Source organism: Microbacterium sp. (assembly GCF_040394595.1).
In the GTDB taxonomy this organism is placed as follows: domain Bacteria; phylum Actinomycetota; class Actinomycetes; order Actinomycetales; family Microbacteriaceae; genus Microbacterium.
Genome location: NZ_JBEBSA010000002.1, coordinates 392,404 through 407,847, shown reverse-complemented (window position 1 = coordinate 407,847; position 15,444 = coordinate 392,404). Strand labels below are relative to the sequence as shown.

Here is a 15,444-nt window from a genome sequence, read left to right as displayed (position 1 = left end):
GTCGCATCCGGCCCCGGAACCCCGGACACTCCGCATCCAAAACGACATCCCGCATCCGTCTCCTCGAGCAACCGGATGCAGAACGTCGCACCGGATGCGAAACGTCACCCGCCCCGGGCCCTTCCCGGACCATCCGCCACGTGGGGGATGTCCGGCCGGGGCATCCGCAATACGGTGGAGGGCATGCCCGTCCCCTTCCGCCGCGAGCCCACCGAGCGCGATCGTCGCAACGACCTGCTGCTCGCCGCGGTCGCGCTCGTCAGCGGCGTGATCAGCTCGGGGCTCTCGTCGCTCTCGCAGCTCTACGGCGACGAGCAGCGACCCCTCTGGACGGCGATGGTCTACGTGACCCTCATGGCGATCCCCCTCGCCTTCCGGCGACGCTTCCCCGGCACGGTGTCGGTGCTGCTCGCCCTCGGGTACTTCACCGCGGTCACGCTGCACATCCCTGAGCTCTTCGTGGGCAACATCGTCATGTTCGCCGGTCTCTACACCGTCGGCGCATGGATGAACGACCGGCGCCGCGCGTTCCTCGTGCGGATCGGCGTGATCGTCGGGATGCTCGTGTGGCTGCTGATCGTGATGTACCGCGACGTGATCGACCAGGCGCACAAGGCCGACGTCGCGGCCGGGCTGCTCTCGCCGTATCTCGCCTACCTGATGCTGCAGCTGCTGCTCAACGGGCTCTACTTCGGCGGCGCCTACTACTTCGGCGACCGCGCCTGGAACGCGGCGATGGAGCGGGCCGTGCTCGAGCAGCGCACCGCCGACCTCGAGGCCGAGCGCGAGGTCAACGCCGCGCAGGCGGTGGCGCTCGACCGGGTGCGCATCGCGCGCGAGCTGCACGACGTGGTCGCCCACCACGTCTCCGTGATGGGCGTGCAGGCCGGCGCCGCGCGCCTCGTCGTCGACAGCGACCCCGCGCAGGCGAAGCGGATGCTCGAGGGCATCGAAGGCGCGGCCCGCGAGGCGATCGGCGACTTCCGCCAGCTGCTCGAGACCCTGCGCGCTCCGGGCGGCGAGACCGACGAGCCGGGATCGACCTTCACCCTCGACGACATCGAGCAGCTCGCGTCGTCGTCCGCCGACGCCGGCCTCTCCACCGCCTACACCGTGATCGGCGATCCGGTCACGGTGCCGAGCATCATCGCCGTGAACCTCTACCGTGTCGCGCAGGAGGCCCTCACGAACGCGCGCCGCCATGCCGGGCCCGGTGCCCGCGCCGACGTGCGCGTGCGCTACGGAAGCGGCACGGTCGAGCTCGAGGTCGTCAACACCGGACGCGCGGTCACCGCGCTGCGCCCCGGGCTCGGACAGCTCGGGATGCGGGAGCGGATCGCGGCGTCCGGGGGGACGATCGAGCTCGCCCCGCGCCCGCAGGGAGGATTCCGGGTGCGGGCGACCGTGCCGCTGCACACCGAGACCGCCGCACCCGCGGCGCAGAGCGCCCGGCCGCGGGCGAGGGGGATGCGATGACGATCCGAGTGCTGCTCGTCGACGACCACGCGATGCTGCGTGCGGGTTTCCGCACGATCCTCGGCTCGCAGCCCGACATCGAGGTGGTCGGCGAGGCCGCGACCGGCGCACAGGCGGTCGATACCGCGCTCGCGCTGCGTCCCGACGTGATCACCATGGACGTGCAGATGCCCGACATGGACGGGCTCGAGGCCACCCGCCGCATCGTCTCGGATCCCGACGTCGCGGCGGCCGTGGCGATCGTGACGACGTTCGATCGCGACGACTACCTCTTCGAGGCGCTGGACGCCGGTGCGAGCGGCTTCCTGCTGAAGAACGCCGGCCCCGAGGAGCTGATCGCCGCCGTGCGCGCCCTCGCGTCGGGCGACGGGATGCTGGCGCCGGAGGTGACCCGCCGGGTGCTGAGCCGATTCGCGAGGACCGCGGCGCCCGCATCCGCCTCACCCTCCGCGCCCGGCGGCGCCGGCGTGCTCGCGGAGCCGCTCACCGAACGGGAGGCCGAGGTGCTGGCCCTCATGGCGGATGCCCGCAGCAATGCCGAGATCGCCGGAGCACTGTTCATCGGCGAGGCGACCGTGAAGACGCATGTGTCGCGCGTGCTGCAGAAGCTGGGCGCCCGGGACCGGGTGCAGGCCGTGGTGCTCGCCCACCGGCACGGCCTGTCCTAGCACCGTCCGCGCGTCCTCTCCCGCGGGCGCACGGGGAAGGCCAGACTCGGGGGCATGCGAAGGCTCTCCCTCGGCCTGACCGGCATCGTCGCCGCCTGGCTGCTCATCGACCTGTGGCGGCTGTGGACGCCATCGCTCATCACCCTCTTCGGACGGGCGGCCGAGACGCCGCCCGAGGTCATGGGCGCTTTTGCGCTCGCCGTCATGGCCGTGCCGCTCGTGCTGCTGGCGTGCATCCGCCGACCGGCTCCCCGCCTGGCGGCGTGGTTGCTGGTCGCCGCGTTCGCGATGCGGATCGCCGTGCGCATGAACCCCGGCGGCGGCGATGTGCAGCTCTACGGCAGCTCGATCGGAGTGGCCCTGGCGGTCGCTGCGCTCTGCCTGCTCACCGGGACGCTCGGACGCGCCCTGGTGCCGAGCGTGTTCCTCGGGCTCCTGCTCAGCACCGGGACGCACGCGATGCTCGGAGGCTGGGGCGCCGTCTGGCGGGCCGACGGCTGGGACGTCGTCCTCCTCGTCGTACAGGCAGCGCTGCTCGCGTTCGCCGTCCGCGGCGCCGCCGACGCCCCGGCGGCGCCGATCGCGGCCCGCCCCGCTCTGCTGCTCCTTCCCGTGCTCCTGCTCGTCCTGCTCGCGCTCGGCAACGTCGGTCGCGCATCGACGGTCGACGTGTTCTGGGGGCCGGCAGTGGCGGTCGCCGGCTGCGGGGCGGCCGCCGTGGTCGCCCTGCTCCCCTCACCGCGGCGCCGCCCCTGGGCATCCGCCCTGCTGTTCGTCGCGTCGATCGCCGTGTCCCTGCTCGTCGAGGTCGACCGCGACGGGTTCGCGGGCTCGCTCACGCCGTGGACGCTGCTCGCCTTCGCCGTCGGTCCCTCCGCCGCGGCCCGGCTGCTGCTCTTCGCCGGCCCCGGCTCGTCGGCGCGGCGTACGGCGGTCGCCGCCGGCGGCGGTGCGGTCGTGTGGACGGCGCTGTTCTTCGCCTACTACGCGGGCTACGACATGGGCTACCGTGCCGACGCGGTGCTGGTCGCGACCTCCGCGCTGATCGCGCTCTGGACGCTCGCCTCCCGCCCGCGCGGCGCCGGCACGGATGCGGCGGTGCGGTCCTCCGAGCGCAGGATGGACGACTCCGGGGCCCGCGCGGTCGCGGGCGTCGGCCTCGCGGCGGTCGCGGCGGCGGTGCTCGCGCTCCTCGGCCCGCTGGTCACGATCCCGCAGACGTCCACGCGGACGAACGAGGAGGAGCTGACGGTCGCCGCGTACAACCTGCGGATGGGCTATGGCATCGACGGGCGCTTCGACCCCGCGGCGGTCGCCGCGCAGATCAGGGGCTCGGGGGCGCAGGTCGTGCTGCTCAGCGAGGTCGACCGAGGATGGCTGCTCAACGGCGGTCAGGACGAGCTCGCGATCCTCGCCCGGATGCTCGGCATGACCGCGGTCTTCGGCCCCGCCTCCGACCCCGTCTGGGGAGACGCCGTGCTGACGAGCCTGCCGGTGCGCGACGGGTCGTCCGTGCGGTATCCGCGCTTCGACGCGCTCACCGGCGCGGGCATCACGACCGCCGTCGTGGAGTGGAAGGGGAGTCCGGTGCGGGTGCTCTCGACGCACTTCCAGCCGGACGGGGACGAGCTCGACGCGACGGGGCGCGCGGCGGAGGTCTTCGCCACCGCGCTGCGCACCTCGGACGGCCCGGTGATCGGCGGCGGCGACCTCAACACGACGCCCGGCTCCACGGCGTGGCGCACACTGGTCGCGTCAGGCGCGGAGGATGCGCTCGCCGGCATCCGGCCCGCCTACACCTCGCCGTCGGACGGGCCCGCGGACGAGCAGATCGACCATCTGTTCGTCTCGGGACTCCGCGTCACCGGTGCGCACGTGGTCGACTCGCTGCTCTCCGACCACCTGATGATCGTCACCACGCTGCGCTGAGGACGCGGCCCTCCTCCACAGAGGGGCCGGCGCCTCAGGCGTGACGACGAGCGGCCTCCACGCGGGAGATCATCAGGTCGAAGGCCTGGAGGAAGCCGGCGAGGAACTCCGCGGTGCTCGGCACGGTGACCGTGCCGTCATCGGCGATGAGGCCCGGGGTGATCTGGATGAACCCCTCGGGCTGCCCCATCGTCACGGCGTTGTAATGCCCCAGGATCGCGCGGAGGTGCTGCTGCGCGGCCGCGGTGCCGACGCCGCCGCCCGAGCCGCCGATGATCGCGGTCGGCTTGCCGTTGAACGATCCCTGACCGTAGGGGCGCGCCGCCCAGTCGAGCGCGTTCTTCAGCACGCCGGGGATGGAGCGGCTGTACTCGGGGGTGACGATCAGCACGCCGTCGACGTCGTCGATCGCCTTCTTGAACGCGATCGCCTCGGGCGGGTAGGCCGCGTCGTGGTCGGGCGAGTAGAAGCCGAGCCCGGAGATCGGGATCTCCACGAGCTCCACGCCTTCCGGTGCGAGCTTCACCAGGGCGCTCGCGAGACGGCGGTTGATCGAGGTGCTCGAGATGCTGCCGACGATGTAGCCGATCCTGTGGGTCACGGGGGTTCCTTCCGGTTCGCGCCCGGCGCGCTCGCGCCGGGCCTGAGCGGTGCAACGACACCTCTCCAATTCCTATTCCAACGCATACATTACGGGAGCACTACCCTCGTAGCATCCGCTCCCCCGCTCCCCGAGGAACACGATGACCGCTTCCACGGCCTCCGAGACCGCTCCCCTGTCACGTCCCGTCATCGCGGGAGTCGTCACCGCGCTCGTCGGGTTCACCAGCTCGTTCGCGGTCGTGCTCACCGGGCTCTCCGCGGTGGGCGCGGACGCCGCCCAGGCCGCGAGCGGCCTGCTCGCGGCGAGTGTGACGATGGGCCTCGCGTGCATCGTGCTGGCCTGGCGCTACCGGATGCCGATCACCGTCGCCTGGTCCACCCCCGGCGCCGCGCTGCTCGCCGCGACGAGCGCCGTGGAGGGCGGATGGCGCGCAGCGGTCGGCGCGTTCCTCGTGGTCGCCGCGCTCATCCTGCTGACCGCGCTGGTGCCGCGGCTCGGCGCTCTGATCGCCTCGATTCCGCCCTCGATCGCCCAGGCGATGCTCGCCGGCGTGCTGCTGCCGCTCTGCCTCGCGCCGATCAGCGGCCTGGTGACGAACCCCTGGGGCGTCGCGCCGGTGGTGCTCACTTGGCTGGTCTTCGCGCGACTCGCGCCGCGCTGGGCCGTGCCCCTCGCCTTCGTGACCGCCGCGGTCGTCGTCGTGGTCGGCATCCTCCGGCGCGGCGCCACCGTCGACCCCGCCCTGTTGCTGCCCCGGGTCGAGCTCACCGCTCCGGTCTTCACGGTCGGCGGGGTGATCGGCATCGCGCTGCCGCTGTTCATCGTCACCATGGCGTCGCAGAACGTGCCGGGGATCGCCATCATGCGCAGCTTCGGCTACGAGGTGCCGTGGCGGCCCGCGATGCTCGTCACCGGGCTGGGCACGGCGCTCGGCGCCCCCGCCGGAGGTCACACGATCAACCTGGCCGCCATCAGCGCCGCGCTGGCCGCGGCGCCCGACGCCGACCCCGATCCGAGACGGCGATGGGTCGCCGGCGTCTCCACCGGCTTCTCCTACCTCGCGCTCGGGGCGTGCTCGGCGGTGTTCGCGACCCTGGTGCTGCTCGCTCCGGCGGGCGTCATCCCGGCAGTGGCCGGCCTCGCCCTGTTCGCGGCGTTCGGTTCCGCGGTACACCAGGCGATCGACGACCCCGCCGAGCGCATCCCCGCCGTCGTGACCTTCCTCACCGCCGCGTCGGGGGTGTCGCTGCTCAGCATCAGCGCCGCGTTCTGGGCGCTCGTGGCCGGGCTGGCCGTGCGCGCCGCGCTGCGCCTCGGCCGCCGCTGACCCCTCTCCGGCGCGAGGCGGACCACCCCTCGCCGGCAATCCGCCGTGCGGGGGATGTCCGCCCGCACCCGGCATCCCTAGCCTGAGGACATGACCTCAGGAAACCTGCTTCTCAGCGGCGTCACCAAGAGCTACGGCTCGCGGCGCGTGCTCGACGACATCGGCTTCGGAGTCGCCCCGGGACGGCTGACCGGATTCGTCGGCGGCAACGGCGCGGGCAAGACGACCACCATGCGCATCATCCTCGGCGTGCTCGCCTCCGACGGGGGCTCCGTCACGCTGAACGGCGCGCCGGTGACCGCCGCCGACCGCCGCCGGTTCGGCTACATGCCCGAGGAGCGCGGCCTCTACCCCAAGATGAAGGTGCTCGAGCAGGTGGTCTACCTCGCCCGGCTGCACGGCTTCGAGAAGGCGGACGCCACCACCCGCGCCACCGCGCTGCTCACCGAGCTCGGCCTCGGAGAACGGCTCGGCGACGCGATCGAGTCGCTGTCCCTCGGCAACCAGCAGCGCGCGCAGATCGCCGCAGCGCTCGTACACGACCCGGAGGTGCTGATCCTCGACGAGCCGTTCTCCGGCCTCGACCCCCTCGCCGTCGACGTCGTGGCCTCGGTGCTCCAGTCGCGCGCCGCGCAGGGCACCGCGATCCTGTTCTCCTCGCATCAGCTCGACGTGGTGGAGCGGCTCTGCGACGACCTGGTCATCATCGCCGCGGGCACCATCCGTGCCACGGGATCCCGCGAGGCGCTGCGCGCCCAGCACGCGGGCAGCCGCTATGAGCTGGTCACCGCGGGAGACGCGGGCTGGCTGCGATCAGAGCCCGGTGTGACCGTGGTCGACTTCGAGGGCGGCTCCGCGCAGTTCGACGCAGACGGCCCCGAGACCGCGCAGCGCGTCCTCCGCGCGGCGATCGAACGCGGACCCGTGACCTCGTTCGCTCCGCAGCATCCGTCCCTCGCCCAGATCTTCAAGGAGGTCATCCAGTGAGCGCTCCGACTCCCCCGGTCGTCGCGGCCCCGTCCGCCACGAGCCCCGCCGCCGGCGTGTGGCTCGTCGCCGAGCGCGAGATCTCGTCCAAGCTGCGCAGCAAGGCGTTCATGATCTCGACCGGCATCCTGCTGCTGATCGCGCTCGCCGGCGTGCTCATCGGCGGCTTCACCACCAAGTCGCCCGCACCGGACAAGATCGCCGTCACCGCCGAGACCGCATCGCTCGTGCAGAACCTCCCCGGCTACACGCCGACGGACGTCGCCGACCGCTCCGCCGCGGAGAAGCTCGTCCGCGACGGCGACGTCAAGGCGGCCATCGTGCCCGGCCAGGGCGACGGCTTCGACTTCGTCGTCCTCGCGATGGAGGATGCCCCGTCGGGTCTCGTCTCCGCACTGTCCAAGGCGCCGAAGGTGGAGCTGCTGAGCCCGCCCACCACGAACCCCCTGTTGCGCTACCTGGTGGCGATCGGCTTCGGGATCGTGTTCCTGATGGCGGCGTCGACCTTCGGCGGCACGATCGCGCAGAGCGTGGTCGAGGAGAAGCAGACCCGCGTGGTCGAGCTGCTGCTTTCGGCCATCTCACCGCGCACGCTGCTCGCCGGCAAGGTGCTCGGCAACACGGTACTCGCCATGGCGCAGATCGTCGCCCTCGTGGCGATCGCCATGGTCGGCCTCACCGTCACGGGGCAGACGACCGTGCTCGAAGGGCTCGGCGGACCGATCATCTGGTTCGCGGTGTTCTTCCTCTTCGGCTTCGTGCTGCTGGCCGCGCTGTACTCGGCGGCGGCCGCGATGGTCTCCCGCCAGGAGGACATCGGCTCCACGACCACGCCGCTCGTGTTCCTCGTGATGCTGCCGTACTTCCTGGTGATCTTCTTCAACGACAACCCCGTGGTGATGACGATCCTTTCGTACGTGCCGTTCTCGGCGCCGGTCGGGATGCCGGTGCGGCTGTTCGTCGGCGAGGCGCAGTGGTGGGAGCCGCTCGTGTCGCTCGTCATCCTGCTGGTCAGCTGCGTCGGCGCGATCCTCATCGGCGCGAAGATCTACGAGAACTCGCTGCTGCGCATGGGCGCCCGGGTGAAGCTCTCCGAGGCGCTCAAGGGCTGAACCCGCATCCGCTTCCCGCATCCTCCGACTCTGGGGAGAAAAAGTCGGAGGATGCGGGAATTTCCATGCGCACGCATGGGTTGTGCCGGTGGTAGCGCGTGGACGACGGTGTCCGGGCAACCGACACCATCAGAAAGGCTCGCGCATGAGCACTCCCGTCCTCGACCGCACCGCCCCCACCGCGCACCCCGTGCTCGACGTCCTCGCCGACCGCTGGAGCCCGCGCGCCTACGACGCGGCCACCCCCATCGACGAGGAGAAGCTCGCCTCGGCGCTCGAGGCCGCCCGCTGGTCGCCCTCCGCCAACAACTCCCAGCCGTGGCGCTTCATCGTCGCGCGTCGCGGCACCGCCCTGCACGACGGCATCCATGCGGCGCTGATGGGCTTCAACCAGGCGTGGGCCGGCAACGCGGCGGTGCTCATCGTCGCCGTGGCCGAGACCGCCGCCGAGGACGGGACCCCCATCACCCACGCCGTCTACGACCTGGGCCAGGCCGCTGCGCACCTCTCGGTGCAGGCCCACCACGACGGTCTCGTCGTGCACCAGATGAGCGGATTCGCGCCCGAGCAGATCCGGGAGCTCGTGGGCCTGGGCGAGCGCTTCGCCCCGATGACCGTGATCGCCCTCGGCGACCTCGGCGACGTCGAGGCGCTGCCCGAGCCGCTCCAGCAGCGCGAGGTCGCCCCGCGCGTTCGTCGCCCGATCGCCGAGACCGTCATCGCGAGCGCCTGACCCCGCGCGACGATGCCGCGGCGGAGACGTCGCGGCATCGTCGTCTCCCCGACCGGCGGCGTGGTCGGCAATGATGACGAATGCCGCTGATGCGAAGAGCCAGAGTGACGGATCGCAGGCATCCGGGGTCTCACGACTTGCTGTTCCCTCTAGCATCGGCCCATGACTGCGTTGTCACGCCGCACCCGGCTGGGCTATGCCCTCGGCGGCATCTCCTCGGGCACGTACGGCACGGTTCCCGGACTCATCCTGATGCCGTTCCTCACCGACCTGCTCGGCGTGCAGGCGGCGATCGCCGGCATGATCGTGTTCGCCCCGAAAGCCTGGGACTTCTTCCTGAACCCCCTCGCCGGACGCCTCAGCGATCGCTCCCGCAATCCGCGCGGACGCCGCCGGCCCTTCATCCTCCGCGCCGGCATCCTCCTCGCGCTCGCCTTCACCGCGATGTTCTTCGGCCCGACCGCCCCGCCCGTCGCGGCTGCGCTCTGGGTGCTCGCCGCCTTCCTCGCCTCCGCGACCGTGTACGCCTTCTTCCAGGTGCCCTATCTCGCGATGTCGGCGGAGATCACCGACGACTACACCGAGCGCACGCGGATGATCACCTGGCGCGTGATCGTGTTCACCCTCGCGATCCTCGTCGCGGGCGCAGCGGCGCCCGCCCTCGTCGAGGCCTTCGGCGGCGTGGCCGGGTACCGCGTGATGGCGGGGACCATGGCGCTGCTGATCCTCGCCGGCACCTTCGGCGCCTGGTGGGGCACGCGCTCGGTGCCGCTCACCCGCACCGAGCAGGCCGGCGGACGGCTCTTCGCGCAGCTCGCGATCGTGCTGCGCCAGGCCGACGCCCGCATGCTGATCGCGGCGTTCGTGCTGCAGGCGATCGCGATCGGCATGGTGCTGGGCGGAGTGGTGTACGTCGCACGCCATGTGCTGCACGACCCGTCGATCGCGACGCTCGCGTTCGTCTGCTTCGTGGCCCCGGCCGTCGTGCTCACCCCCGCATGGTCGCGCCTCTCGCGTCGCATCGGCAAGCGGAGCGGCTTCGCGGTCGCCACCGTGGTGATGACGATCGGGCTCCTCGGCCTGCTGACCGCGCGCACCGGAGAGGCCGTGCCGATGCTGGTCGCCGCGGCCGTGGTGGGCGTCGGCTACGCCGGCGGACAGCTCTTCCCCCTCGCGATGCTCCCCGACCTCGCCGCCGACGACGCCGCGCGCACCGGAGTCAACCGCATCGGCATGATCGCCGGGGTGTGGTCGGGTTTCGAGCTGCTCGGCCTCGCGCTCGGCCCCGCCCTGCTGGGGCTCGTGCTCTCGCTCGGCGGTTACGCGGCCTCCACCGGCAACACCGTCCCGCAGAGTGCGGGTGCGCAGTGGGCGATCGTGATCGGGGTGTCCGCGATCCCGGCGGCGCTGTGCCTCCTCAGCCTGGCGCCGCTGCGACGCTACCGCCTCGACGACCGGCTGCGCGCGGCCGCCGCCTGACGGCTCACCACGACGGCGCGACCCGGGCGATCGAGCGGCCGGCCTCGTCGAGCGCGTGCCCGTTGCGCTTGATGCCGCGCAGCACCGCCCAGCGGTCGACGATCTCGACGTCGGCGCCCCACGATCGCTCGATCGCCGGAACCGCCGTGAGGGAGCGGGCGCGCACGCAGACGAACAGCGGCGAGGGACCGACGAGGATGCCGGCGCGATGGGCCTCCGGAAGACGGGCCGCGCGGGCCGCAGCGCCCTCGGGATCGGCGCCGCGCCCCCAGAGCACGGCCCCGCGCCGGAAGCCCGCCGCGGGCATGGCGAGATCGCACCCGAAGCGGAGCAGCCCCGCGCCGGTGGCCCGTTCGAGGGCGCGGCGGGCGGTCGCCTCCGACACCCCCATCCGCTGCGCGAGCGTCGCGGCGGGCATCCGCGGATCCTCGTCCAGCGCGGCGGCGAGATCCGACACCGCGTCGCCCCTGATCGGCCTCGCCGCGCCGCCGGAGCGGGGAGCGCCTTCGCGCAGCATCCGCTGCTGGGCGGCGGACAGCACCGACAGGCGCCAGGTGGAGTCCTCGGCGACGATCTCGGCCGCGACGTCCATCCGCAGCACCTCGGCGCCGAGAGCGGCGAGCGCGCGGACCCGTTCGCCGAGCTGCGCGAGTCCGGCGGAGGCGGCGACGAGCGCCAGGTAGCCCGCCGATGTCTCGTCGACGCTGAGCACCCACGGCCGCCGAATGACCTCGGCGAGCGCGTCCGCGCCGAGCCGGGCGTCGAGGAGCACCACCCCGAGATCGGTCGTGGACGACCATCGCTGCGGGGTCGGCCAGGCCGTGAGCCAGGCGAGGCCCTCCTCGCGGAGGGAGTTCCAGTGCCGCACGGCGGTCGCCGCGTCGATGCCGACGACGGCTGCCACACGGGTCCACGGCGCCCGCGCGTCGACCTGCAGGGCGTGGACGATGGCGAGATCGATCTCGTCGAGAGGACGGGCGGCGGCATCCATGTGACGAATCCTAGGCACATGAACATCAGAGATGCCGGATTCTCGGCATCATGTACACATGGCCATATGGATTCCTAGCCTGGAGAGATGACCCTGACAGCGCCGTCGATGCTCTCGACGATCGAGGACCTGATCGCGCTCTCCCCCCGCGCGACCGGCACCCCCGGCGGCGCCGCCGCTGCGGCGTACGTCGAGCAGCGCTTCGCGGATGCCGGGCTGGAGACCGAGATCCTCGAGGTGCCGTCCTACGCGTGGAAGGCCCGCGAGCACTCCCTCGACGTCGGCGGCCAGGGGTTCGCGTGCTCGCCGATCCTGCACTCCGGGCTCGCCTCGCACGAGTGGACCGGCGCGCTGCGCCACCGCGTGGAGGCGCCGGTCGTGGACATCGGGTCGGGGAAGGTGCGCGGGCACGACGTGCGCGGCGCGATCGTGCTGTTCGACCTCACCTTCGACATGACGCTCGCGCACACCCTTCCGCTCACCCTCTTCGTGCACGACCCCGGACGGCGGGTGATGCGTCGCGACGTGCTGCGCAGCCGCAACCCCTACGTCACCTCGCTCGCCCGCACCATGACCGATGCCGCCGCGGCGGGCGCGCTGGCCGTGATCGGCGTGCTGCGCGACTACCCGGACTCTCTCGGCTACCACAACGAGTACTACCGCCGCACGCTCTTCCCCCTGCCCGGCGTGTGGGTCACCCGCGACGGCGGGCGGCGGCTGCGCGCAGCGCTCACCGCGGAGCCGCACGCTGCGCTGACCCTCGACATCGCCCGCGAGGAGGTGGTGTCGCGCACCGTGATCGGCGTGCTGCGCGGCGCGGGGAGCGACACCGTCATGGTGCAGTCGCACCACGACTCGATCGGCGCCGGCGCCGTGGAGGACGCGTCGGGCACCGCGGAGGTGATCGCGCTCGCGGAGCACTACGGGAAGGCGGCGGCCGCCGGCGCCCGGCGCGACAAGACCCTGCTGTTCGTGACCTTCGACACCCACTTCACCGGCTATCAGGCGCATCAGGAGTTCGCCCGACGGTACGTGCTGTCGGAGGACTCTCCGTGGAACATCGTGCTGAACACGACCATCGAGCACGTCGGCCTGCGGGCGGTGGAAGGACCGGACGGCGGCTTCGCGTCGACCGGGGAGACCGAGCCCCGCGGCATCTTCCTGAACGTGAACCCGGCGTTCACCGTGCGGATCGCCCGTGCGATCCGTCGCAACGCCCTGCACTCCACCACGCTCATGGGCGCCGCGCCGCTCGAGTTCTTCGCGGGCGGCATCCCCACCGACGCCTCCTTCACGCTCGTCGCCGGGGTGCCCACCGTGAGCCTGATCTCCGGGCCGCTGTACCTCTACGACGATGCGGACACCATCGACCGGATCGACGTGGAGCAGCTCGCCCCGGTCGCCCGCTTCTTCGCCGACGTCATCGACGACGCGGAACGGCGTCGCGGCTCCCTCCTCGGCACGATGCCGGCATCCCTGCGCCGGCTGCTGCCCCGGGGGCGCTGGTGACCTCCCTCGCCCATGGCACCACCCGGGTGGTCTCCTTCGAGGGCGCCGGGGGACCGGAGACCGGTCTCGTCCACATTCCCCGGCGCACGGCGCCCGCATCCGGGCACCCCGTCGTCGTCTTCGGGCACATGACCACCGGGGCGTCGCCGCGCTCCGCGCCCAGCCTCGGCACGCCGCAGCACCCGGAGTGGCGGCGGATGTCACAGGGCGATGCGCTCTGCGACGCGTTGCTCGCCCGCGGCATCGCCGTGCTGCGACCCGACTACCCCGGGCTGGGGAGCCCCGGCGAGCATCCCTATCTGCTCGGGCGCCGCCTGGGCGACTCCCTGCGGGCGATGATGCGCGACCGGCGCCGCATCGATGAGAGCCTCGGCGACGACTGGGTCGCGGCGGGCCACTCCGAGGGGGCGGTCGCGGCGCTCTCCGCCTCCGTGCAGGCCGAGCCGGACGACGACGCCCGCCTGCGCGGCACCGCCGCCTTCGCACCGGTCACCCGGATGGACCTCAGCATCCGCTGGTCGAAGGCGCTGCCCGGGTGGATGCCGGGCACGGGAGTGGTCTCCGCGTTGATCGGCCTGATGCTGCGTGGCGCGGCCACCGACGACGAGCGGATGCAGGAGCTGATCGCCGCGGACGGCCTCAGCCCGGCGGCACAGGACCGTTGGGGGGACCTCGCGCGCCTCTGCCTCACGGAGCTCTCCGCGGCCGACTCCTGGGGTGGCATCGCGCCCCGGAGGATCGGCGGGGCGTCCGGCGCCGAGCTCTTCGGCCGCCTGTACACGTCGTTCCGCGCGAACGACGTCGCTGCGCTGCGCGGATTCCGCACCCCCGTGCGCATCGATGCGGCGCTGTTCGACGAAGTCGCTCCCGCCGCGTCGACCGCGGGGCTGATGCGCGGCTACCGCCGCGCGGGCGTCGCCCTCACCTCGCGCTGGTGGCCGTCGCACCACTCCGGCACGATGCGCGCCGCCTACGCCCCGTCCGAAGCCGCGGACTGGATCGCGGGACGATTCGGCGTGGCGGAGCGCTGACCCTCCGCCCGGCCGTCCGCCCGGGATCGGCCGATCGCACCAAGACTGCGGCGCACCGCTCGTCGGATCGGACGAGGCTCACCGGCGGCGCCGCGTGGTCAGATGGTGTCATGACGACGATGCTGCTGCGTTCCGGCCGAGTCATCGATCCCGCCGCTCGCACCGACCGTGTGGGCGACGTCCTGGTCCGGGACGGGAAGGTCGTCGAGGTGGGCGAGGCCGTCGCCGCCCCCGACGGCGCCGAGATCATCGACGCGACGGGCCTCATCGTCGGCCCCGGCTTCATCGACCTGCACAGCCACACCCACTCGATCGCCGGTCACCGCCTGCAGGCCATGGACGGCGTCACGACGGCCCTCGACCTGGAGGCGGGAGTGGCGCCGGTCGACACCGCGTACGCGCGGGCCGCCGCCGAGGGACGCCCCCTGAACTACGGCTTCTCCGCGAGCTGGGGCATCGCCCGGGCCGCCGCCCTGATCGGCCTCACCCCGGATGCGACGTTCGTGCAGGGCCTCGCGGTGCTCGACGACCCGGAGTGGCAGCGCTCCTCCTCGCCGGCGGAGCTGCGCTCCTGGCTGTCGTTCCTCGAGGACGAGATCGCCGACGGCGCGCTGGGCATCGGCATCCTGCTGGGCTACGCGCCGCAGTCGGATCCGGCCGAGTTCCTCGCCACCGCGGCGCTGGCCGCGCGTGCGGGCGTACCGACCTACACCCACGTGCGCGAGCTCGTCGAGGCCGACGCGCGCACGCCGATCGACGGTTCCACCGAGATCGTCCGCGCCGCGATCGAGACCGGCGCGCACATGCACCACTGCCATGTGAACTCGACGTCACGCCGGCACATCGACCGCGTGCTCGGGATGATCGAACGCAGCCGTGCGGAGGGCGCGCCCGTCACCCTCGAGACCTACCCCTACGGCGCCGGCTCGACGGGGATCGGGGCCTTCTTCCTCGCCCCCGAGCGCCTCTCTGCCTGGGGCATCACCCCGCGCGACATCATGATCGTCGAGACCGGCGAGCGGGTGCGCGACCTGAACGAGCTGGCCGCGCTGCGCGCGAAGGACCCCGGCATGCTGTGCGTGGTGCACTTCCTCGACGAGGAGCAGTCCGCCGACGCGGCGCTGGTGCGGCGGTCGCTCGCCTTCCCCGACTCGATCGTCGCGAGCGACGCGATGCCGATCGTCTGGCCGTCGGCGGACGGCGCCGTCACCGAGAGCGCGCAGTGGCCGCTTCCCCCGGGAGCACGCGTGCACCCGCGCAACGCCGGGACGTTCGCGAAGGCGCTGCGGCTGATGGTGCGCGAGTCCGGAGCGTGGGACTGGGTGGAGGCCTTCCGCCGCTGCTCGTACCTGCCCGCCCGCGTGCTCGACTCCGCGACCTCGGCCGCCGCCGCCAAGGGTCGTCTCGACGTGGGCGCGGACGCCGACATCGTGGTGCTCGACCCCGCGACCATCACCGACCGGGCCACCTTCACCGACCCGATCCGCCCCTCCCTCGGCGTGCGGCATCTGATCGTCGCCGGTGAGAGCGTGGTCCGCGACGGCGGCATCCGCGTCGACGCCTTCCCCGGACGCCCGGTTCGCGGCACCCCGCGCTGA

Annotated in this window: 13 protein-coding genes; 11 read left to right on the top strand and 2 right to left on the bottom strand. The window is 72.7% G+C overall.

From position 1 onward, the window contains the following. Positions 1–183: 183 nt before the first annotated feature. Genes ABWO84_RS04665 through ABWO84_RS04655 form a run of 3 tightly spaced genes read left to right on the top strand, consistent with a single transcriptional unit; the run spans position 184 to position 4,073 of the window. A complete protein-coding gene (locus ABWO84_RS04665) occupies positions 184–1,476 on the top strand; it encodes a sensor histidine kinase (RefSeq protein ID WP_353113018.1) in 1,293 nt (430 codons plus the stop codon). Continuing rightward, positions 1,473–2,144 (top strand): response regulator, encoded by a 672-nt coding sequence (locus ABWO84_RS04660; protein WP_353113016.1) that lies wholly within the window; start codon positions 1,473–1,475, stop codon positions 2,142–2,144. The genes ABWO84_RS04665 and ABWO84_RS04660 overlap by 4 nt, the downstream gene beginning before the upstream one ends. Before the next feature lie 54 nt (positions 2,145–2,198). Beyond that, complete coding sequence (locus tag ABWO84_RS04655; RefSeq protein WP_353113014.1) at positions 2,199–4,073, top strand: endonuclease/exonuclease/phosphatase family protein; 1,875 nt, start codon at positions 2,199–2,201, stop codon at positions 4,071–4,073. Positions 4,074–4,107: 34 nt separating this feature from the next. On the opposite strand, the gene ABWO84_RS04650 is transcribed toward ABWO84_RS04655, so the two are convergent. Continuing rightward, on the bottom strand, positions 4,108–4,674 hold the full coding sequence (locus ABWO84_RS04650) for an NADPH-dependent FMN reductase (protein WP_353113012.1): 567 nt from the start codon (positions 4,672–4,674) through the stop codon (positions 4,108–4,110). Between the two features lie 142 nt (positions 4,675–4,816). Between ABWO84_RS04650 and ABWO84_RS04645 the strand changes: the two genes are divergently transcribed. The 5 genes from ABWO84_RS04645 (at position 4,817) to ABWO84_RS04625 (ending at position 10,315) form a co-directional block, all read left to right on the top strand. Beyond that, positions 4,817–6,004: a benzoate/H(+) symporter BenE family transporter gene (locus tag ABWO84_RS04645; RefSeq protein ID WP_353113010.1), complete on the top strand. Its 1,188-nt coding sequence runs from the start codon at positions 4,817–4,819 to the stop codon at positions 6,002–6,004. A 90-nt stretch (positions 6,005–6,094) separates the two neighbouring features. After that, positions 6,095–6,991 carry an ABC transporter ATP-binding protein gene (locus ABWO84_RS04640; protein ID WP_353113008.1) on the top strand — a complete coding sequence of 299 codons (897 nt, stop codon included), beginning with the start codon at positions 6,095–6,097 and terminating at the stop codon, positions 6,989–6,991. Next, positions 6,988–8,103 (top strand): ABC transporter permease, encoded by a 1,116-nt coding sequence (locus ABWO84_RS04635; RefSeq protein WP_353113006.1) that lies wholly within the window; start codon positions 6,988–6,990, stop codon positions 8,101–8,103. Before ABWO84_RS04640 ends, ABWO84_RS04635 begins: the two co-directional genes overlap by 4 nt. Positions 8,104–8,248: 145 nt before the next feature. Next, the gene (locus ABWO84_RS04630) at positions 8,249–8,836 is read left to right on the top strand and encodes a nitroreductase family protein (RefSeq protein ID WP_353113004.1); all 588 of its coding nucleotides are present in this window, start codon (positions 8,249–8,251) and stop codon (positions 8,834–8,836) included. A 162-nt stretch (positions 8,837–8,998) separates the two neighbouring features. Beyond that, a complete protein-coding gene (locus tag ABWO84_RS04625) occupies positions 8,999–10,315 on the top strand; it encodes an MFS transporter (protein ID WP_353113002.1) in 1,317 nt (438 codons plus the stop codon). A gap of 4 nt (positions 10,316–10,319) precedes the next feature. Here ABWO84_RS04625 and ABWO84_RS04620 read toward each other — a convergent pair whose 3' ends face one another. Further along, positions 10,320–11,306: an AsnC family transcriptional regulator gene (locus tag ABWO84_RS04620; protein WP_353113000.1), complete on the bottom strand. Its 987-nt coding sequence runs from the start codon at positions 11,304–11,306 to the stop codon at positions 10,320–10,322. An 87-nt stretch (positions 11,307–11,393) separates the two neighbouring features. On the opposite strand from ABWO84_RS04620, the gene ABWO84_RS04615 reads away from it, so the two are divergent. From ABWO84_RS04615 to ABWO84_RS04605, 3 genes are all read left to right on the top strand, one after another. Continuing rightward, positions 11,394–12,815 (top strand): M28 family peptidase, encoded by a 1,422-nt coding sequence (locus ABWO84_RS04615; protein ID WP_353112998.1) that lies wholly within the window; start codon positions 11,394–11,396, stop codon positions 12,813–12,815. Beyond that, positions 12,812–13,846, top strand: coding sequence for an alpha/beta hydrolase family protein (locus tag ABWO84_RS04610; protein WP_353112996.1), 1,035 nt, complete (start codon positions 12,812–12,814; stop codon positions 13,844–13,846). The genes ABWO84_RS04615 and ABWO84_RS04610 overlap by 4 nt, the downstream gene beginning before the upstream one ends. Positions 13,847–13,956: 110 nt before the next feature. Beyond that, positions 13,957–15,444: an amidohydrolase family protein gene (locus ABWO84_RS04605; protein WP_353112994.1), complete on the top strand. Its 1,488-nt coding sequence runs from the start codon at positions 13,957–13,959 to the stop codon at positions 15,442–15,444.

Excerpts from the sequence above, each read along its gene's own strand:
- ABWO84_RS04665 (WP_353113018.1), top strand. The coding sequence starts at position 184 with ATGCCCGTCCCCTTCCGCCGCGAGCCCACCGAGCGCGATCGTCGCAAC.
- ABWO84_RS04660 (WP_353113016.1), top strand. The coding sequence starts at position 1,473 with ATGACGATCCGAGTGCTGCTCGTCGACGACCACGCGATGCTGCGTGCG.
- ABWO84_RS04655 (WP_353113014.1), top strand. The coding sequence starts at position 2,199 with ATGCGAAGGCTCTCCCTCGGCCTGACCGGCATCGTCGCCGCCTGGCTG.
- ABWO84_RS04645 (WP_353113010.1), top strand. The coding sequence starts at position 4,817 with ATGACCGCTTCCACGGCCTCCGAGACCGCTCCCCTGTCACGTCCCGTC.
- ABWO84_RS04640 (WP_353113008.1), top strand. The coding sequence starts at position 6,095 with ATGACCTCAGGAAACCTGCTTCTCAGCGGCGTCACCAAGAGCTACGGC.
- ABWO84_RS04630 (WP_353113004.1), top strand. The coding sequence starts at position 8,249 with ATGAGCACTCCCGTCCTCGACCGCACCGCCCCCACCGCGCACCCCGTG.
- ABWO84_RS04625 (WP_353113002.1), top strand. The coding sequence starts at position 8,999 with ATGACTGCGTTGTCACGCCGCACCCGGCTGGGCTATGCCCTCGGCGGC.
- ABWO84_RS04620 (WP_353113000.1), bottom strand. The coding sequence starts at position 11,306 with ATGGATGCCGCCGCCCGTCCTCTCGACGAGATCGATCTCGCCATCGTC.
- ABWO84_RS04615 (WP_353112998.1), top strand. The coding sequence starts at position 11,394 with ATGACCCTGACAGCGCCGTCGATGCTCTCGACGATCGAGGACCTGATC.
- ABWO84_RS04605 (WP_353112994.1), top strand. The coding sequence starts at position 13,957 with ATGACGACGATGCTGCTGCGTTCCGGCCGAGTCATCGATCCCGCCGCT.